Here is a 15,457-nt window from a genome sequence, read left to right as displayed (position 1 = left end):
AAGACCCGAAGGAGAACGATCCCCGTGAGCGACCCGCACCAGCCCGCCACCAGCCCCGGCACCGACCAGGGCGACATCGAGCGCCGCGCTGCGCTCGCCGAGTCCCTCGGCAAGGAGATCTGGCCGGCCGATCGCGACGCGCTGATCGCCAAGGCGCAGGAGGGCACCGCGCCCGACCGGGTGCTCTCGGACCTGCGCCGGCTGCCGGCCGGCCAGCAGTTCGGGAACGTCCAGGAGGTCGCCGAGGCGCTCGGCCTGGGCACCGAGCAGCAGCGGTTCTGAGGTGACCACGCAGAAGAAGCCCAGCGCCGAGGCGCTGGACAACGTCACCGAGCACAACGTCGAGACGCGGTCCCACCTGCTCCCCGAGGAGGCCGGGCTGCAGGGCAGCGGCATGGAGGAGGTCGCCGCCGAGGTGATCCTGGCCGAGTCGGAGGAGCGGACGGTCCACCCCGATCCCGACGACGCCCAGGGGGCCCACCGGCAGTCCGCCGAGACCGCGGACCAGCCCTGACGTGCGGCACGAGCACCCGGTCCGGCTGCGCTGGTCGGACCCCGACATGCTGGGTCACGTCAACCACGCGCGGGCGCTGAGCCTCCTCGAGGACGCCCGGCTGGCACTGGGTGACGACCACGCCGGCGGAGGACTGATCCTCGCCCGTCTCGAGGTCGACTACCTGCGCCAGCTCTACTACCGGGTCGGCGAGGAGCTGTGCGTGCAGAGCTGGGTCACCCGGCTGGGCACGAAGTCCTTCACGATGCGGCAGGAGCTGGCGCAGGACGGCGAGGTGGCCATCCGCGCCGACGTCGTCCTGGTGGTGTTCGACTTCGCAGCCGACGCCAGCCGGGCGATGACCGACTCCGAACGCGCGCACTGGGCCCGGTTCCTGGAGAGCTGACGGTGCCGTTCTTCGACGGGTTCGCCGAGCAGCGCGTGCACGTCGGAGGCGGTGTCGAGCTCCGGGTCCGCACCGGGGGCTCGGGGCCGCCGGTGGTGCTGCTGCACGGGCATCCCCGCACGCACACCACCTGGCACCGGGTGGCCCCGCTGCTCGTGCGGGCCGGGCACACCGTCGTCTGCCCCGACCTCCGCGGTTACGGGCGGTCGACGGTGGTCCCGACCACCCCGGACCACTCGCCCTACTCCAAGCGGGCGATGGCCGGTGACGTCGTCGCGCTGATGCGTCTGCTGGGGCACGACCGGTTCGCCGTCGTGGGGCACGACCGCGGCAGCTACGTGGCCCTGCGGACGGCGCTGGACCATCCGGACGCGGTCCTCCGGCTGGCGGTGCTCGACTGCATCCCGATAGTCGAGCACCTCGACCGCGCCGACGCGCGCTTCGCCGCCGCCTGGTGGCACTGGTTCTTCTTCGCCCAGCTGGAGAAGCCCGAGCGCGCCATCCTCGCTGACCCCGAGGCCTGGTACGGCGCCCTGGCACCGGGCCGGGCGGAGGCCATGGGGGAGGAGAACCACGCCGACCACCTCGCCGCGATCCGGGACCCGGCCACCGTCTCCGCCATGCTGGAGGACTACCGGGCGGGCCTGGGGGTCGACCGGGAAGCCGAGGAGGCCGACCGGGCCGCCGGCCGCCGGGTCACCTGCCCCACGCTGGTGCTGTGGTCGGGGCGGGACGACCTCGAGGACCTGCACGGCGATCCCCGTGCGATCTGGGCCCGGTGGGCCACCGACCTGCGCGGCGGCGGGCGCATCGACAGCGGCCACCACATGGCCGAGGAGGCACCGGACGAGCTCGTCGAGGCGCTGGTGCCTTTCCTAGGAGGGGGCCGGCTCGGCCGGGCGCAGCCGTGACGGGGTGGTGCTGCCGCGCACGACCAGCCGGGTGGCCAGCTCCAGCCGCGGGCTCTCGATCGTCTCGCCGTCCACCATGCGCAGGACGGTCCGGGCGGCGAGCACGCCCATCTCCGCGAGCGGCTGGTTCACCGTCGTGAGCGGGGGAGAGGACCAGCGCCCTTCTGGCAGGTCGTCGAACCCCACGACGCTGACGTCGTCGGGCACGCGCATGCCGCTGCGCCGCACCCCCTCGTAGACCCCCAGAGCCATCTGGTCGTTGGCGGCGAAGACGGCGGTGGGTGGTTCGGCGAGGCTCAGCAGCCGGTCCGCCGCCCGTGCCCCGGACTCGTAGCCGAAGTCGCCCTCCACGACCAGCTCCGGGTCGAACGGCAGGCCGGCGGTCTCGAGCCCGGCGCGGTAGCCGTCCAGCCGTGCCCGGCTGGACCAGAGGGTCGGGACGCCGGCGACGAACCCGATGCGGCGGTGCCCGAGGCCGGTCAGGTGCTCGGTGGCGCTCAGGCCGCCGGCCCAGTTGGTGGCACCGATGGTGGGCACGTCCAGCGCGGGCACGCCGGCCGGGTCGACGACGACCGCGGGGACGTGCAGGCTGCGCAGCTCCGAGTGCAGGGCAGGATCGAGGTCGCTGGTCACGAGGATGGCCCCGTCGCTGGCCCGGGCGGCGAGGTTGTCCAGCCACTCCCGCGCCGCGCTGGCGCGGCGGTGGATCGCGGTGACCACCGTGCCGACGCCCGCTGCGTGCGCGGCGTCCTCCACACCGCGGATGATCTCGACCGCCCAGGGGCTGTCGAGATCGTTGAACACCAGGTCGATCAGGCGGGCCCGCCCCTGCGGACGCCCGCCCCGGCGCTGGTAGCCGTGGTCGCGGAGCAGTTGCTCGACACGCCGGCGCGTCTGCGGTGCCACGTCGGAACGGCCGTTGAGCACGCGCGACACCGTCGGGACGGAGACCCCGGCCGCCGCGGCGATCGACGCGATCGTGACGGCGGGTGACCGGTCGTCGCTCAACGGGCCTCCAGTTCGCAGCTCTCCCTCGGCGGTCAGCCTACGGCCGGGAGTGGCGGCCGCGGGCCGCCATCCACCCCTCCGGGGCGGCCGGCCGCCAGGCCCGGCACGGGCGTGACACGCGATGCGACCGGCGGCGCCGACACTTCCCCTTGACGCCGGAGATGTGACCTTCGTAACGTTCCGGCACCTGTTCCGGAAATTACCGGAAACGGCAACGACGCCGACGAGAGGTCCGAGAATGCGCTCATCGAGGTTCGGTTCACGCGCGGCTACGCGCTGCGCTGTGGGGCTGGGTGTGCTGCCCGTCGTCCTGGCCGCCACGGTCCTCCCCGCGAACGCGGGCAACGACACGACGGCGGCAGCGCCGGCCCAGGTGCGGGAGGACCGGGCGAGCGGCCCGGCCATCCGGAACGGCCTGCGCACCGTCGCCCCCGACGACCTCGTCATCGGGACCGCGGTCGCCGGCGGAGGGCATCACCTGACCGCCGGCTACCCCGACCCGTTCACCCGCGACCCCACGTACCGGAAGGTCCTCGCCACCGAGTTCAGCTCGGTGTCGCCGGAGAACCAGATGAAGTGGGACTTCATCCACCCGGCGCCCGGCGTCTACAACTTCGGGCCCGCGGACCAGATCGTCGCCTTCGCCGAGCGCCACGGGCAGGAGGTCCGCGGGCACACCCTGCTCTGGCACAGCCAGCTGGCCGACTGGGTCACCGAGGGCGACTACACCGACGAGGAGCTCCGGGCCATCCTCAAGGACCACATCCAGACGGTGGTCGGCCGCTACCAGGGCCGCATCGACCAGTGGGACGTCGCCAACGAGATCTTCGCCGACACGTGGGACGTGGGCGGCGTGCGGCTGCGGGACGATCCCGACCTCGCGACTGCCAACATCTTCATCCAGCGGCTCGGCCCGGGGATCATCGCCGACGCCTTCCGCTGGGCGCACGAGGCCGATCCCGAGGCGAAGCTGTTCCTCAACGACTACGCCGTCGAGGACATGGGCCCGAAGAGCGACGCCTACTACGAGCTGGCGAAGCAGCTGCTCGCCGAGGGTGTCCCGCTGCACGGGTTCGCCTTCCAGGCCCACCTCGACCTGCAGTACCCCTTCCCGGAGACCCTCGACGAGAACATGCAGCGCTTCGACGATCTGGGGCTGGAGACCGCCGTCACCGAGCTGGACGTCCGGTTCACCCTGCCCGAGAGCGGGACGCCCACCGCGGAGCAGCTGGCCGAGCAGGCCGAAACCTACGAGGGGGTCCTCGAGGCCTGCCTGTCGGTGGACGACTGCAACTCCTTCACGATCTGGGGCTTCAACGACAAGTACTCGTGGGTCCCGAGCTTCTCGCCCGGCCAGGGCGCGGCGACGGTGATGTTCGAGGACTACGAGCGCAAGCCCGCCTACTGGGCCCTCCACGACACCCTGCTGGAGGCGCGGGACTGAATCCCGGCTCCCCGCCCGGCCGTCCGGCCGGGCGGGGGGCGTCCGCGGCCGGGCGGGCCTCGCGCCTTGCGGTCAGGTGGCGGTCTCGACGCGTGCCCGGACTGCCTGGTGGAGGGTGGTGGCCGCGGTGGCTCCCTCCGCGCGATGTGATCATCTTCGCCGATCCGGGTAGGGCCGCTCGAGTCGACGAGAGGAGCGATCATGCCGAAGACGGCGAAGAACGGCTCGGCCAAGCAGTCGGAGCTGCCCAGCACGCTGCGGCGGTCGGCCAAGAAGGCGCAGCGCACCTTCACCAAGGCCTACGACTCCGCGGTGGAGGAGTACGACGACGAGGAGCGCGCCAACCGGACGGCGTGGGCCGCGGTGAAGCACAGCTTCGAGAAGGTCGGCGACCACTGGGAGAAGAAGCCCGGTGGCAAGAAGGGACCCTCCGACGCCCAGGCCGCGGGTGGCCGCGGCACCGGCAAGGAGACCAAGGGCGGCGTCAACGCCAACGCCTCGAAGTCCCACCTCTACGACGTGGCCAAGAAGCTCGACATCTCCGGCCGGTCGAAGATGGGCAAGAAGGACCTCGTCGACGCCATCCAGAAGGCGAACGACAAGAAGACCGCCGCCGCGCGCGAGAAGTAGCCGGCGCCTCGGCGTCCCGGGGGGGGGGGGGGGGGGGGGGGGGGCGCGGCGGGGGGGGGGGGGGGGGGGGGGGGGGGGGGGGGGGGGGGGGGGGGGGGGGGGGGGGGGGGGGGGGGGGGGGGCGGGGGGGGGGGGGGGGGGGGGGGGCGGGGCGGGGGGGGGGGGCGGCGCCCCCCCCCCCCCCCCCCCCCCCCCCCCCCGGAGCGGGGATCAGCCGAGCTCGGTGAGCAGCTGCCGCATCTGCTCGATCTCCTCCGCCTGCGCCTCGCCGATCACCCGGGCCAGGGCGACCGCCTCGGCGTCGCGACCGGCGTCGATCTCCGTCCGGGCCATCTCGACGGCTCCCTCGTGGTGCTCGATCATGGCCTCGAGCCACATGCGGTCGAACGCCGTACCGGAGGCCGGCATGTCTGCCGTGTCCATGCCGCCCATCCCGTGGTCGGCGCCCATGCCGTGATCCGAGCCGCCCATGTGGCCGGACCCCTCCTCGATCGGCTGCCCCCACTCGTCGAGCCAGCCGGTCATCAGGTCGATCTCGGGTTCCTGACCGGCCTGGATGCGCTCGGCGAGCTGCACGACCCGCTGATCGGAGGCGCGCTCCACGGCGACGCCGGCCATCATCAGCGCCCCCTCGTGGTGCGGGATCATCCCCTGCGCGAAGGCCACGTCGGAGTCGTTGAAGTCCGCCGTCGGCTCAACGGCGTTCTCGGTGGTGCTGCTGCTGGCGGCTGGGTTCTCCTCGGCGTTCGAGCAGCCGGTGAGGACGACGGCGGCGGCGGCGAGGCCACCGGCGAAGCGGACGAGTCGGGTGCTGGTACGGGTCACGCTGGTCTCCTGGGATGCGGGTGCAGGCATGCGGACGGGACCCGGGACAGCCGGAGCTGCCCGGGCGCGGCGTCCGGCCTAGATGCGCAGGAGGCAGAGCGCGGAGAGATCAGGAGGGCGCGGCGGCGGCGTCCTCCCGGTGGACCACCGGGGCGGGGGCGGCGATCCGCGTACGGACCGGGCCGTCGTCGCCCAGCGGCGCCTGGCGACCGCACCGACGACCGTCGCCCCCACGAGGAGGACGGCCAGGCAGACGGCCGCCACCTGAGCGCCGTGCGCCGGGAGGTGGAGTTCGAGGAGGTGCGCGGGGCCGGCCGTGGCGGTGACCTCGGCCCTCGTGTGCCCGGGAGCGATGAGGGTGGCGGCAGCCGTCACGGCAGCGGGGTGGGTCACCGCGGGGGCGTGCCCGGACGATGACGACGCGGCCGCGTGCGAGGCGCCGTGGCCGAGCCCGCCGTCGTCCGCCAGGCACTGGAGGCCGTGCGCCGAGAAGAAGGCAGCCAGCACGAGCAGGACCCACAGACGTCGACCCGGCATGCCACCCCCTCGCACCGGATCGAGGTTACTGCGCGCAGCACCGTCGGACCGGGGCACGCGGTGGGCAGCCCCGTGCACGGCGATCGCGGCCCCGACGGGAGAGACTTCCGGGCAACGGCGGGCAGGTCCGGGCCACCGCGAGCGCCTCCGGGCCGCCTGCGCCGGCACGACCTGCCGGTCCAGGCGCAGGAGCGACGGCAGGGAGCGGGCGGCATGGATGTGCGGGCGACCGAGGCGGACGGCATGCTCGCCGTCCGGCCGGAGGGGCTGTCCCAGCGCGAGGCCGACGAGCGCCGTCGGCGCGGCGAGGGCAACGCCGCCGTCAGCCGGTCCGCGCGCAGCTACGCGCAGATCCTGCGCACCAACGTCTTCTCGTTCTTCAACCTCATCCTGTTCAGCATCGGCGTCGCGCTGCTGGCACTCGGCCAGGTCAACGACGCGTTCGTCAGCGTCGGCCTCGGCCTGGTGAACGCCATGATCAGCGCCGTCCAGGAGATCCGGGCGAAGCGCAAGCTCGACCGGCTGCAGCTGCTCAGCCGCAGCGCGGTGACCGTGGTCCGCGACGGCCGGGACGTCGAGGTGGCGCCGGAGGAGGTGGTGCGCGGCGACGTCCTGCACGTGCGCCCCGGAGACCAGGTCGTCGTCGACGGCCCGGTGCTCGACGGCGGCCGGGTGGAGGCCGACGAGTCCCTGCTCACCGGCGAGTCCGACGCGCAGCTCAAGGAGCCCGGCGACGACCTGCTGTCGGGCAGCTTCTGCGTCGGCGGCGAGGGGCACCAGCTCGCCCGGGACGTCGGGGCCGCCAGCTACGCCAGCCGGCTCACCGCCGACGCCCGCCAGGTGTCCACCGACAGCACGCCCCTGCAGCGGCGCATCAACTTCGTGGTCCGGCTGGTCATCTGCCTGGTCGTGCTGATGAGCGGGGCGATCCTGCTGCAGGCCGCTCTGGAGGGCTTCTCCCTGGTCCGGGTGGTGCAGACGACGGCCGTGCTGTCCGGGCTGGTGCCCTACGGGCTGTTCTTCCTGGTCGCCGTCGCCTACACCGTGGGCGCGGCGAAGAGCGCGGGCCGGGGCGCGCTGGTCCAGCAGGTCAACGCGGTGGAGTCGATGAGCAACGTCGACGTGGTCTGCACGGACAAGACCGGCACGCTGACCACCGGCCGACTGAGCCTGGCCGACGTGGTCCCGGTCGGGCCGCTGGGATCGGCGGACGTCGAGCGGGTGATCGGTTCGATGGCCCGCAGCGCCACCGCGGCCAACCTGACCTCGGCGGCCCTGGCCGCCGCCCTGCCCGGCGATACCCGGGAGGTGCGGGAGGAGATCCCGTTCGCGTCGTCGCTGCGGTGGAGCGCGCTGCGCACCGACGACGGCGTCCTCGTCCTCGGCGCCCCCGACGCCCTGGCCCCGCACCTGTCGGGTGCGCCCCTCACCGCCACCGTCCGGGAACGGACCGCCCAGGGGCTGCGCGTCCTCGTCGCCGCCCGCGCCGCCGACCCCGGGGCGCCGCTGCGCGACGACGCCGGCCGCCCGGGGCTGCCCGCGCTGGAGCCGCTGGCCGTGATCGCCCTGGCCGACGAGCTGCGCCCGGAGGTCCGGGAGACACTGGCCCGGTTCGCCGCCGACGGGGTCGAGGTGAAGGTGATCTCCGGCGACGACCCGCGGACCGTGGCCGCGCTGGCCCGGCAGGCCGGCCTGGCCGGCGGGGAGCCCGCCGCCGGGGCCGACCTCGCCGCTCTCCCCGACCCGGAGCTCGACGCGCTGGTCGCCGGCACCGCGGTGTTCGGCCGCGTGGCCCCCGAGCAGAAGGAGCGCCTCGTCGCCTCGCTGCGCCGCCAGGGTCGCTACGTCGCCATGATCGGCGACGGCGTCAATGACGCCCGGGCGCTGAAGGCGGCGCAGGTCGGCGTGGCCATGCGCAGCGGCAGCGCGGTGACCCGCGACGTCGCCGACATCGTGCTGACCGAGGACTCCCTGGCCGCGCTCGTCCCCACCCGGCAGGAGGGCCGCCGCATCATCAGCGGCCTGGCCACCTCGATGCAGGTGTTCCTCGCCCGGGTGGCCACCCAGGGACTGGTGATCCTCGCGGTGACCATGCTCGGGCTGGGCTTCCCCTACTCACCGGCGCAGGTCGGGCTGACCCTGCTCACCGTCGGGGTCCCGACGCTGTTCCTGACCACGTGGGCCAAGCCCCTGCCACCGGACCCGCACCTGCTGGCCACCGTCGGCCGGTTCGTCGTCCCGGCCGCGCTGGTGACCGCGGCCGCCGGCGTCGGCGTCTACGCCTGGCTCTACACCGACGTCTTCACCAACCTCACCAGCGGCAACACGCCGCCCTTCATCCTGGCGGACTTCGAGGCGTACACCGGGCTGTCGGCCGACGACGTCGGCTTCACCGAGGCGGCGGCCACCATCGGCGCCCAGACCGGGCTGTCCACCTTCGTCTCCTACGCGGCCTTCCTGCTGATCCTCTTCCTCAAGCCGCCGACCCGGTTGTTCGCCTCGTGGACCCGGCCCGACGGGGACCGGCGCCCTGCGGTGCTCGTCGCCGTCCTGGTCGCCGTGTTCACCGCCGGGCTGCTGGTCCCCACCTTCACCGACTACTTCGGGCTCACCGAGGCGGTCGAGCCGGTCGTCTTCGCGGTGCTGCCGGCGCTGCTCGTGTGGTTCGTCCTGCTGAGCCTCTGCTACCGGTACCGGGTGCTCGACCGGGCCCTCGGCCTGGACCACCTCCCGGAGCAGGGCACGCCCGCGCGGTGAGGTGGCCCGGGACCCGGGGACCGCGTCGACCAAGCGGTCCCCGGCCATGGTCCCCGGCCGGCGCCCGCGCAGCGGGGGCGCGCCGGTCGTGTGGCTCCGGGGTGGCCGGGTACCCGCGCCGGGGCCCGCAGTCCGCACACCACCCCGGAGGTCGATCCGTGAACCAGGTCCAGTTCCTCTGGGACGACTGGGAGCCCGTCGCGCGCATCCTGCTGATCGGCACGCTCGGCTACGTCTGGCTCGCGCTGCTGCTGCGCGTCTCGGGGGCGCGGACGATGGCCCGGATGACCCCGTTCGACTTCGTCATCACCGTCACCCTGGGCTCGGCCTTCGGCCGGGTGCTGACGGCCAGCGAGGTGTCCCTGGTGGAGGCGCTGGTCACCTTCGCGCTCCTGGTGGTCCTGCAGTGGGTGTTCGCCTACGGGCGGGCCCGCTGGTCGTGGTTCGCCGGCGCCGTCGATCCCGGCCCCACCCTCGTGTGGCACGACGGCGCCCCGGTCCGCGGCGCGCTCAAGCGGCACCGGCTCACCGGGTCCGACCTCGACTCCGCGGCGCGCGAGAAGGGGTTCGGCTCGCTCGACGCGGTGGGAGCCATCGTCCTGCAGGCCGACGGGCGGTGGGCGGTCGTCGGCAAGGAGGCGTTCGGGACCGGGTCGACGGTGCCCGCCCCGGCGGGCCACTGACCCGGCCGGCCCGACGCCTCCGCGACGGAACGGGGAGGATGCCCAGGTGCGCGCGGTGGTGAGTCGGGTCGGTACAGCGGCTGTAACGGTCGACGGGGTGGTCGTCGGCGAGATCGGTCCCGGACTGCTGTCACTGGTCGGAGTGGGGCGGGACGACGACCCGGACCGCGCCCGCGCCATGGCGCGCAAGCTCCACGAGCTGCGCATCTTCCCCGGTGACACGGGGATGGTCTCCGCCGCGGACCTCGGCCTGCCGGTGCTGGTGGTCAGCCAGTTCACCCTCTACGCCGACACCCGCAAGGGCCGCCGGCCGTCGTGGCAGGATGCCGCCCCCGGCGACACGGCGGAGCCGCTGGTGGACGAGGTGGTCGCGGAGCTCCGCCGTCGCGGGGCCACCGTCGCCACGGGGGTGTTCGGGGCGAGCATGCGTGTCTCGTCGGTCAACGAGGGCCCGATGACGCTGCTGCTCGAGACCTGACCGGCGGGTCCTGTCGCAGAAATGACATGTCTGGGAGTTCGTCACCCGGGTATCCCCGGGTGACCGAAAGCACTCCCTGTCGGTTTGCTGTGAACGGTCGAATTGTGGAACACCGGACCCCGTGGCAGCCGTTGTGCAGGGCGTACCACACCGGACAGACAAGGGCGGGACCGGCCGGTGACCCCGTAGCCGTGGCCCCCGCTCCACGCCTGGATGACGACCCGCCGATCGACGACGCCGGCGAGCGCATCCGAATCGAAGGCAAGGACGAAGACCCATCGTGACGCTGCTGCAGTCCTCCCCCACCGACACCCTGGACGTGCGCGCCCCCCGACGGGAGCCGGACACCAGCGGCCTGGTCTCCACCGACCTGGTGCGCGTCTACCTCAACACCATCGGCAAGACCGCTCTGCTCACCGCGGAGCAGGAGGTGGAGCTGGCCAAGCGGATCGAGGCCGGTCTCTACGCCGAGCGACTGCTCGCCGAGCAGGAGGGCCTGACCCCGGCCCGCAAGCGCGACTACAAGATCCTCGCCACCGACGGCAAGGCCGCCAAGGCGCACCTGCTGGAGGCCAACCTCCGGCTGGTGGTCTCCGTGGCCAAGCGCTACACCGGCCACGGCATGACGTTCCTGGACCTCATCCAGGAGGGCAACGTCGGCCTGATCCGCGCGGTGGAGAAGTTCGACTACACCAAGGGCTTCAAGTTCTCGACCTACGCCACGTGGTGGATCCGCCAGGCGATCACCCGGGCCATGGCCGACTCCGGTCGCACCATCCGGCTGCCCGTCCACCTGGCCGAGCAGGTCAACAAGGTGGTCCGGACGCGCCGGCGGCTGCACCAGGAGCTCGAGCGGGAGCCCACCGCCGAGGAGCTCGGTCTCGAGCTCGACCTGCCCGAGGAGCGGATCACCGAGCTGCTCGAGTACAGCCGCGACCTGGTCAGCCTGGACCAGACAGTGGGCACCGACGAGGAGTCCCGGCTCGGCGACTTCATCGAGGACGCCGACGCCGCGGTCGCCGAGGACGCCGTCGCCTTCCAGATGATGAAGGGCGACGTCCGCACCGTCCTCTCCACGCTGGAGGACCGGGAGCGCGACGTGGTCGTGCTGCGGTTCGGCCTCGACGGCGGCCAGCCCCGGACGCTGGAGCAGATCGGCAAGCAGTTCGGTCTCTCCCGCGAGCGGGTCCGGCAGATCGAGCGCGAGACGATGGCGAAGCTCCGCGACCCGCAGCGCGCCGACGCCCTGCGCGACTACCTGGCGTAAGGCGGCACAGCGAGGGCCGGTCACCTGCGGGTGACCGGCCCTCGCTGCGTCGACGATCAGGTCTCCTGATCGTTCCGGGTCCTGGCTCAGCACCGGTGGTGAGCCAGGACCCGTCATGGTGAGCCAGGACGACAGATCACACCGGCGAGCGCATCCTCCGGGGGCCGGGGTCGACCCGGGCGGTGGGCGGCCCGACCACTGCGCCGCCGCCGGCGACGACGAGCGAACGGCCGCCGTGCCACGGTTCGGCCGGGCCGACGATCACCGGCTCCAGCGTCAGCCGGAGCACCTCGGGCAGGTCGTCGGCCAGCCGGGCCACGCGCAGCACCAGGTCCTCCAGCGCGGCCAGGTCGACCGGCTCGGACCCGCGGTAGCCGTTCAGCAGGGGGAAGGCCCGTGGCGAGCGCACCAGCTCGGCGGCGTCCAGGTCGGTGAGCGGGAGGGTCCGGTAGGCGCGGTCCCCCAGCAGGTCGGTGGCCACCCCGCCGAGCCCGAAGCTGACCAGCGCACCGAACGACGGGTCGTCGACGATCTCCACCACGGTGGCGACGCCCGGCGCCGCCATCTCCTGCACGATGACCGGGTCACCGGACGGGATCGCGCCGAACGCGGTGCGCACCGCGTCGGCGTCGGCCAGGTCCAACCGCACGCCGCCGAGGTCGGAGCGGTGCCGCAGCCACGGCGCGGTCGACTTCAGCACCACCGGGTAGCCGATGGCCTCCGCGGCGGCCACGGCCGCCTCGGCGTCGGTGACCCTGCGGGTGCCGAGCAGCGGCACGCCGTAGGCGGCCAGCAACCCGATCAGCTCGTCGTCGGTGAGCTCGCGTCCGGCGGGTGACTCGGCGAGCGCGCCGTGCACGATCCGCTCGGCGGCGGCCTCGTCGACGTCGGGCAGCTCCGGCAGCTCGCCGACCGGCCGGCGCCGCCAGCGCGCGTACTCGTCCACCTTCGCCAGGGCGATCACCGCCCGCTCGGGCGTGCTGTAGGAGGGCACCGACCCGCGCAACGGCATCCCCTCCTCGTCGCAGACGGCGAGCTCGGGCGGGACGCCCTCCGTGGAGAGGAAGCTGGCCACGATCGGCTTGTCCGAGTCCACCGACACCTCGCGCAGCGCCGGCCCGTACTCGTGGGAGCCCGCCATCAGCGGAGGCAGGAAGACCGCGACCACCGCGTCCACGCGCTCGTCGTCGACCGCCGCCTGCAGTGCGGCGCGGAACTCCTCGGGTGTGCCCCCCACGCCGATGTCCACCGGCGCCTCGTGCGCCAGCTCCATCCCCTCCTCGAGGACGGCGTCGGCGACGAGCACCCCGATGGCGGTGGAGTTGCCCACGATCGCCACCCGGTTGCCGGCGGGCAGCGGCTGGTGGGCGAGCAGCATGCCCACGTCGAACAGCTGGGCCACGGTCTCGACCCGGATCACGCCGGCCGAGGCGAACAGCGCCGCCACCGACTGCTCGGGCACGGCCACGGACGTGCCGGCCAGCCCCGGCGTCATGCCCACGTGCCGGCCGCTCTTGACGGCGACCACCGGCTTCGTGCGCCCGACGGTGCGCGCCAGCCGGGCGAACTTGCGCGGGTTGCCGAAGCTCTCCAGGTGCAGCAGCACCACCTCGGTGCCGGGATCGGTGGCCCAGTACTGCAGCAGGTCGTTGCCGCTGACGTCGGCGCGGTTGCCGGCCGAGACGAAGGTCGACAGCCCGATGCCGCGGCTGTAGGCCCGTTCGAGCAGGGCGACGCCGAGCGCGCCGGACTGGGCGAAGAAGCCGACCCGCCCGCGCCCGGGCACCATCGGCGCCAGGCTCGCATTGAGCCGCACCTCGGGATCGGTGTTGACGACGCCCAGGCAGTTGGGCCCGACCACCCGCATGCCCGAGGCCCGGGCCGCGGCGACCAGCCGGCGCTCGGCGTCGCGCCCCTCCGGCCCGGCCTCGCCGAACCCGCCGGAGATGACGACCAACCCGCGCACCCGCTTGCGGCGGCAGGCCTCCACGACACCGGCCACCTCGTCGGCGGGCACCGCGAGGATCGCGAGGTCCAGGTCGTCGGGGATCGACTCGATGTCGGCGTACGCCGGGACCCCTCGCACGTGCCGGGCGCCCGGGTTCACCGGGTACACCGGGCCGGCGAAGCCGTAGTCCAGCAGGTGCCGCAGCACTGCGTTGCCGATCTTGCCGGCGTCGTTGCTGGCACCGACCACGGCCACCGACGAGGGCGTCAGCAGCCGGGCGATCGACCGGGACTCGCTGCGCTGCTCCCGCTCGTAGGCGACGGCGAGGGCGTCGTCGGTCTGCTCGATCGGGAAGGTCAGGTGGACGACGCCGTCCTCGTAGGAGCGCTCGGCCTTGTACCCGGCGTCGCGGAAGACCCGGACCATCTTGCTGTTCTGGGCCAGCACCTCGGCGACGAAGCGCGTGATCCCCCGCTCGCGGGCGGCGGCGGCCAGGTGCTCGAGCAGGACCGAGCCCAGGCCGCGGCCCTGGTGGGCGTCCTCGACCAGGAAGGCGACCTCGGCGTCGTCGGTGCCGGGGTACCGGTCGTAGCGGCCGACCGCGATGATCTGGTCGCCGAGCAGGATCACGAACGCGACCCGCTGGTCGTGGTCGACGTGGGTGAACCGGTGCAGGTCCTTGTCCGAGAGCCGTTTCATCGGCCCGAAGAACCGGTAGTAGCGGGTCTGGTCGCTGCTGCGGTCCATCAGGCCGGTCAGCCCGTCGGCGTCCTCCGGGCAGATCGGCCGCAGGTGCACGGTGCCGCCGTCGGCGGCGACGATGTCGGCCTCCCAGCCCGGCGGCGGCGTGGGGTTCTCGTGCTCCTCGGTGCGGGCGGGCTCAGTCACGGGGGTCGTCCGGGTCGAGGCCGAAGTAGGGGAAGCTGGCCCGCCGGGTGCGCATGATCGCCCGGTCCACCCGCGACTCGGTGAAGGTGTCCCAGCGGGAGAAGCCGGTGTAGCCGCCCTCGGTCATGTGCGTGGGCGGGCGGTCCCGCAGCCCCCGGCGGACCACGTCCTCGCGCCAGGACTCGGGGATCTCGGTGGCCGGGTCCAGCTTCGCGCCGCTGACCTCGGCGATCAGGTGGGTCCACGCGCGGGGCACGCAGCGCACCAGGCCGTAGCCCCCGCCACCCAGCGCGATCCACCGGCCGTCGCAGATCTCGTGGGCCAGCTCGTGCATCGCCTTGTAGCTGGCGCGCTGCCCGTCGACGGTGAGCGCGAGGTCGGCGAGGGGGTCCTCGTGGTGGGCGTCGCAGCCGCACTGGGTCACGATGATCTGCGGCGCGAAGGCCCGGAGGACGCTGGGCACGACGGCGGTGAACGCACGCAGCCAGGAGGAGTCGTCGGTGCCGTTGGGCAGGGCGAGGTTGACCGCGCTGCCCATGGCCTTGTCGGCGTCGCCGGTCTCCTCCGGGTAGCCGGTGCCCGGGAACAGGGTCAGCGGCGTCTGGTGGATGCTGACCGTGAGCACCCGGGGGTCGTCGTAGAAGGCGGCCTGGACGCCGTCGCCGTGGTGGACGTCGAGGTCGACGTAGGCGATCCGCTCGTACCCCTGCCGGAGCAGCCAGGCGATCGCCACGGCGGCGTCGTTGAAGACGCAGAAGCCCGAGGCGCTCCCGCGCATCGCGTGGTGCAGCCCGCCGGAGATGTTGACCGCGTGCTGGGCGGCGCCGCTGTGCACCTGCTGGGCGGCGAGCACGCTGCCGCCGGTGATGAGGGCCGCGGCGTCGTACATGCCGGGGAAGATCGGGTTGTCCGCGGTGCCCAGGCCGTGGCCGACGTCCGGGTTGCCCGGTGCCTGGCGCACCGCCTCCAGGTACCGCGGGTCGTGGACGAGGGTCAGCAGCTCCTCGTCGGCCGGCGTGGGCTTCAGCACCCGGAGCCGGTCGGTGCCCAGCAGGCCCAGGCCGTCGGCCAGGCGCATCGTCAGGTCCAGGCGCACCGGGTGCAGCGGGTGATCACCGCCCATCGTGTAACCGAGCAGCGCGTCGTCCCAGACGACGGCGACCGAGTCGCTCATGGACCCCT

Annotated in this window: 15 protein-coding genes; 10 read left to right on the top strand and 5 right to left on the bottom strand. The window is 73.6% G+C overall.

Annotated elements, in window-relative coordinates; translation table 11 throughout:
* Positions 1 to 24: 24 nt before the first annotated feature.
* From ACI79T_RS09540 to ACI79T_RS09525, 4 genes are read left to right on the top strand one after another with little or no spacing between them, the layout of a single operon-like run.
* Positions 25 to 282, top strand: a complete 258-nt coding sequence (locus tag ACI79T_RS09540; RefSeq protein ID WP_456609817.1) for a DUF2795 domain-containing protein — start codon at positions 25 to 27, stop codon at positions 280 to 282.
* Between the two features lies 1 nt (position 283).
* Positions 284 to 514 carry a hypothetical protein gene (locus ACI79T_RS09535; protein WP_456609816.1) on the top strand — a complete coding sequence of 77 codons (231 nt, stop codon included), beginning with the start codon at positions 284 to 286 and terminating at the stop codon, positions 512 to 514.
* 1 nt (position 515) lies between these two features.
* Positions 516 to 899, top strand: coding sequence for an acyl-CoA thioesterase (locus ACI79T_RS09530; RefSeq protein ID WP_456609815.1), 384 nt, complete (start codon positions 516 to 518; stop codon positions 897 to 899).
* A gap of 2 nt (positions 900 to 901) precedes the next feature.
* Entirely contained in the window at positions 902 to 1,810 is a 909-nt protein-coding gene (locus ACI79T_RS09525; RefSeq protein ID WP_456609814.1) for an alpha/beta fold hydrolase, read from the top strand.
* On the opposite strand, the gene ACI79T_RS09520 is transcribed toward ACI79T_RS09525, so the two are convergent.
* On the bottom strand, positions 1,775 to 2,818 hold the full coding sequence (locus ACI79T_RS09520) for a LacI family DNA-binding transcriptional regulator (RefSeq protein WP_456609813.1): 1,044 nt from the start codon (positions 2,816 to 2,818) through the stop codon (positions 1,775 to 1,777). The two genes, ACI79T_RS09525 and ACI79T_RS09520, sit on opposite strands and share 36 nt — an antisense overlap.
* 283 nt (positions 2,819 to 3,101) lie before the next feature.
* On the opposite strand from ACI79T_RS09520, the gene ACI79T_RS09515 reads away from it, so the two are divergent.
* Together ACI79T_RS09515 and ACI79T_RS09510 are read left to right on the top strand one after the other, a co-directional pair.
* Positions 3,102 to 4,262: an endo-1,4-beta-xylanase gene (locus ACI79T_RS09515; RefSeq protein ID WP_456609812.1), complete on the top strand. Its 1,161-nt coding sequence runs from the start codon at positions 3,102 to 3,104 to the stop codon at positions 4,260 to 4,262.
* Between the two features lie 201 nt (positions 4,263 to 4,463).
* On the top strand, positions 4,464 to 4,892 hold the full coding sequence (locus ACI79T_RS09510) for a ChaB family protein (RefSeq protein ID WP_456609811.1): 429 nt from the start codon (positions 4,464 to 4,466) through the stop codon (positions 4,890 to 4,892).
* Between the two features lie 210 nt (positions 4,893 to 5,102).
* Here the strand turns inward: ACI79T_RS09510 and ACI79T_RS09505 are convergent, their stop codons facing one another.
* Together ACI79T_RS09505 and ACI79T_RS09500 are read right to left on the bottom strand one after the other, a co-directional pair.
* Positions 5,103 to 5,717 (bottom strand): DUF305 domain-containing protein, encoded by a 615-nt coding sequence (locus tag ACI79T_RS09505; protein WP_456609810.1) that lies wholly within the window; start codon positions 5,715 to 5,717, stop codon positions 5,103 to 5,105.
* Positions 5,718 to 5,795: 78 nt separating this feature from the next.
* Positions 5,796 to 6,254: a hypothetical protein gene (locus tag ACI79T_RS09500; RefSeq protein WP_456609809.1), complete on the bottom strand. Its 459-nt coding sequence runs from the start codon at positions 6,252 to 6,254 to the stop codon at positions 5,796 to 5,798.
* 213 nt (positions 6,255 to 6,467) lie between these two features.
* On the opposite strand from ACI79T_RS09500, the gene ACI79T_RS09495 reads away from it, so the two are divergent.
* From ACI79T_RS09495 to sigB, 4 genes are all read left to right on the top strand, one after another.
* Positions 6,468 to 9,011 carry an HAD-IC family P-type ATPase gene (locus tag ACI79T_RS09495; protein ID WP_456609808.1) on the top strand — a complete coding sequence of 848 codons (2,544 nt, stop codon included), beginning with the start codon at positions 6,468 to 6,470 and terminating at the stop codon, positions 9,009 to 9,011.
* 158 nt (positions 9,012 to 9,169) lie between these two features.
* On the top strand, positions 9,170 to 9,694 hold the full coding sequence (locus ACI79T_RS09490; RefSeq protein ID WP_456609807.1) for a DUF421 domain-containing protein: 525 nt from the start codon (positions 9,170 to 9,172) through the stop codon (positions 9,692 to 9,694).
* A 46-nt stretch (positions 9,695 to 9,740) separates the two neighbouring features.
* Entirely contained in the window at positions 9,741 to 10,172 is a 432-nt protein-coding gene (gene dtd / locus ACI79T_RS09485) for a D-aminoacyl-tRNA deacylase (protein ID WP_456609806.1), read from the top strand.
* 280 nt (positions 10,173 to 10,452) lie between these two features.
* Positions 10,453 to 11,439 carry an RNA polymerase sigma factor SigB gene (sigB, locus tag ACI79T_RS09480; RefSeq protein ID WP_456609805.1) on the top strand — a complete coding sequence of 329 codons (987 nt, stop codon included), beginning with the start codon at positions 10,453 to 10,455 and terminating at the stop codon, positions 11,437 to 11,439.
* 136 nt (positions 11,440 to 11,575) lie between these two features.
* On the opposite strand, the gene ACI79T_RS09475 is transcribed toward sigB, so the two are convergent.
* Together ACI79T_RS09475 and ACI79T_RS09470 are read right to left on the bottom strand one after the other, a co-directional pair.
* Positions 11,576 to 14,275, bottom strand: a complete 2,700-nt coding sequence (locus ACI79T_RS09475; RefSeq protein WP_456609804.1) for a bifunctional acetate--CoA ligase family protein/GNAT family N-acetyltransferase — start codon at positions 14,273 to 14,275, stop codon at positions 11,576 to 11,578.
* A complete protein-coding gene (locus tag ACI79T_RS09470) occupies positions 14,268 to 15,449 on the bottom strand; it encodes an acetoin utilization protein AcuC (protein ID WP_456609803.1) in 1,182 nt (393 codons plus the stop codon). The genes ACI79T_RS09475 and ACI79T_RS09470 overlap by 8 nt, the downstream gene beginning before the upstream one ends.
* Between the last annotated feature and the right edge of the window lie 8 nt (positions 15,450 to 15,457).

It is taken from the genome of Blastococcus sp. SYSU DS0619 (assembly GCF_054051035.1).
The sequence above is the reverse complement of the archived record's forward strand: the minus strand, read 5'-3'. Positions and strand labels throughout refer to the sequence as shown.

Excerpts from the sequence above, each read along its gene's own strand:
- ACI79T_RS09510 (WP_456609811.1), top strand. The coding sequence starts at position 4,464 with ATGCCGAAGACGGCGAAGAACGGCTCGGCCAAGCAGTCGGAGCTGCCC.
- ACI79T_RS09500 (WP_456609809.1), bottom strand. The coding sequence starts at position 6,254 with ATGCCGGGTCGACGTCTGTGGGTCCTGCTCGTGCTGGCTGCCTTCTTC.
- ACI79T_RS09495 (WP_456609808.1), top strand. The coding sequence starts at position 6,468 with ATGGATGTGCGGGCGACCGAGGCGGACGGCATGCTCGCCGTCCGGCCG.
- ACI79T_RS09470 (WP_456609803.1), bottom strand. The coding sequence starts at position 15,449 with ATGAGCGACTCGGTCGCCGTCGTCTGGGACGACGCGCTGCTCGGTTAC.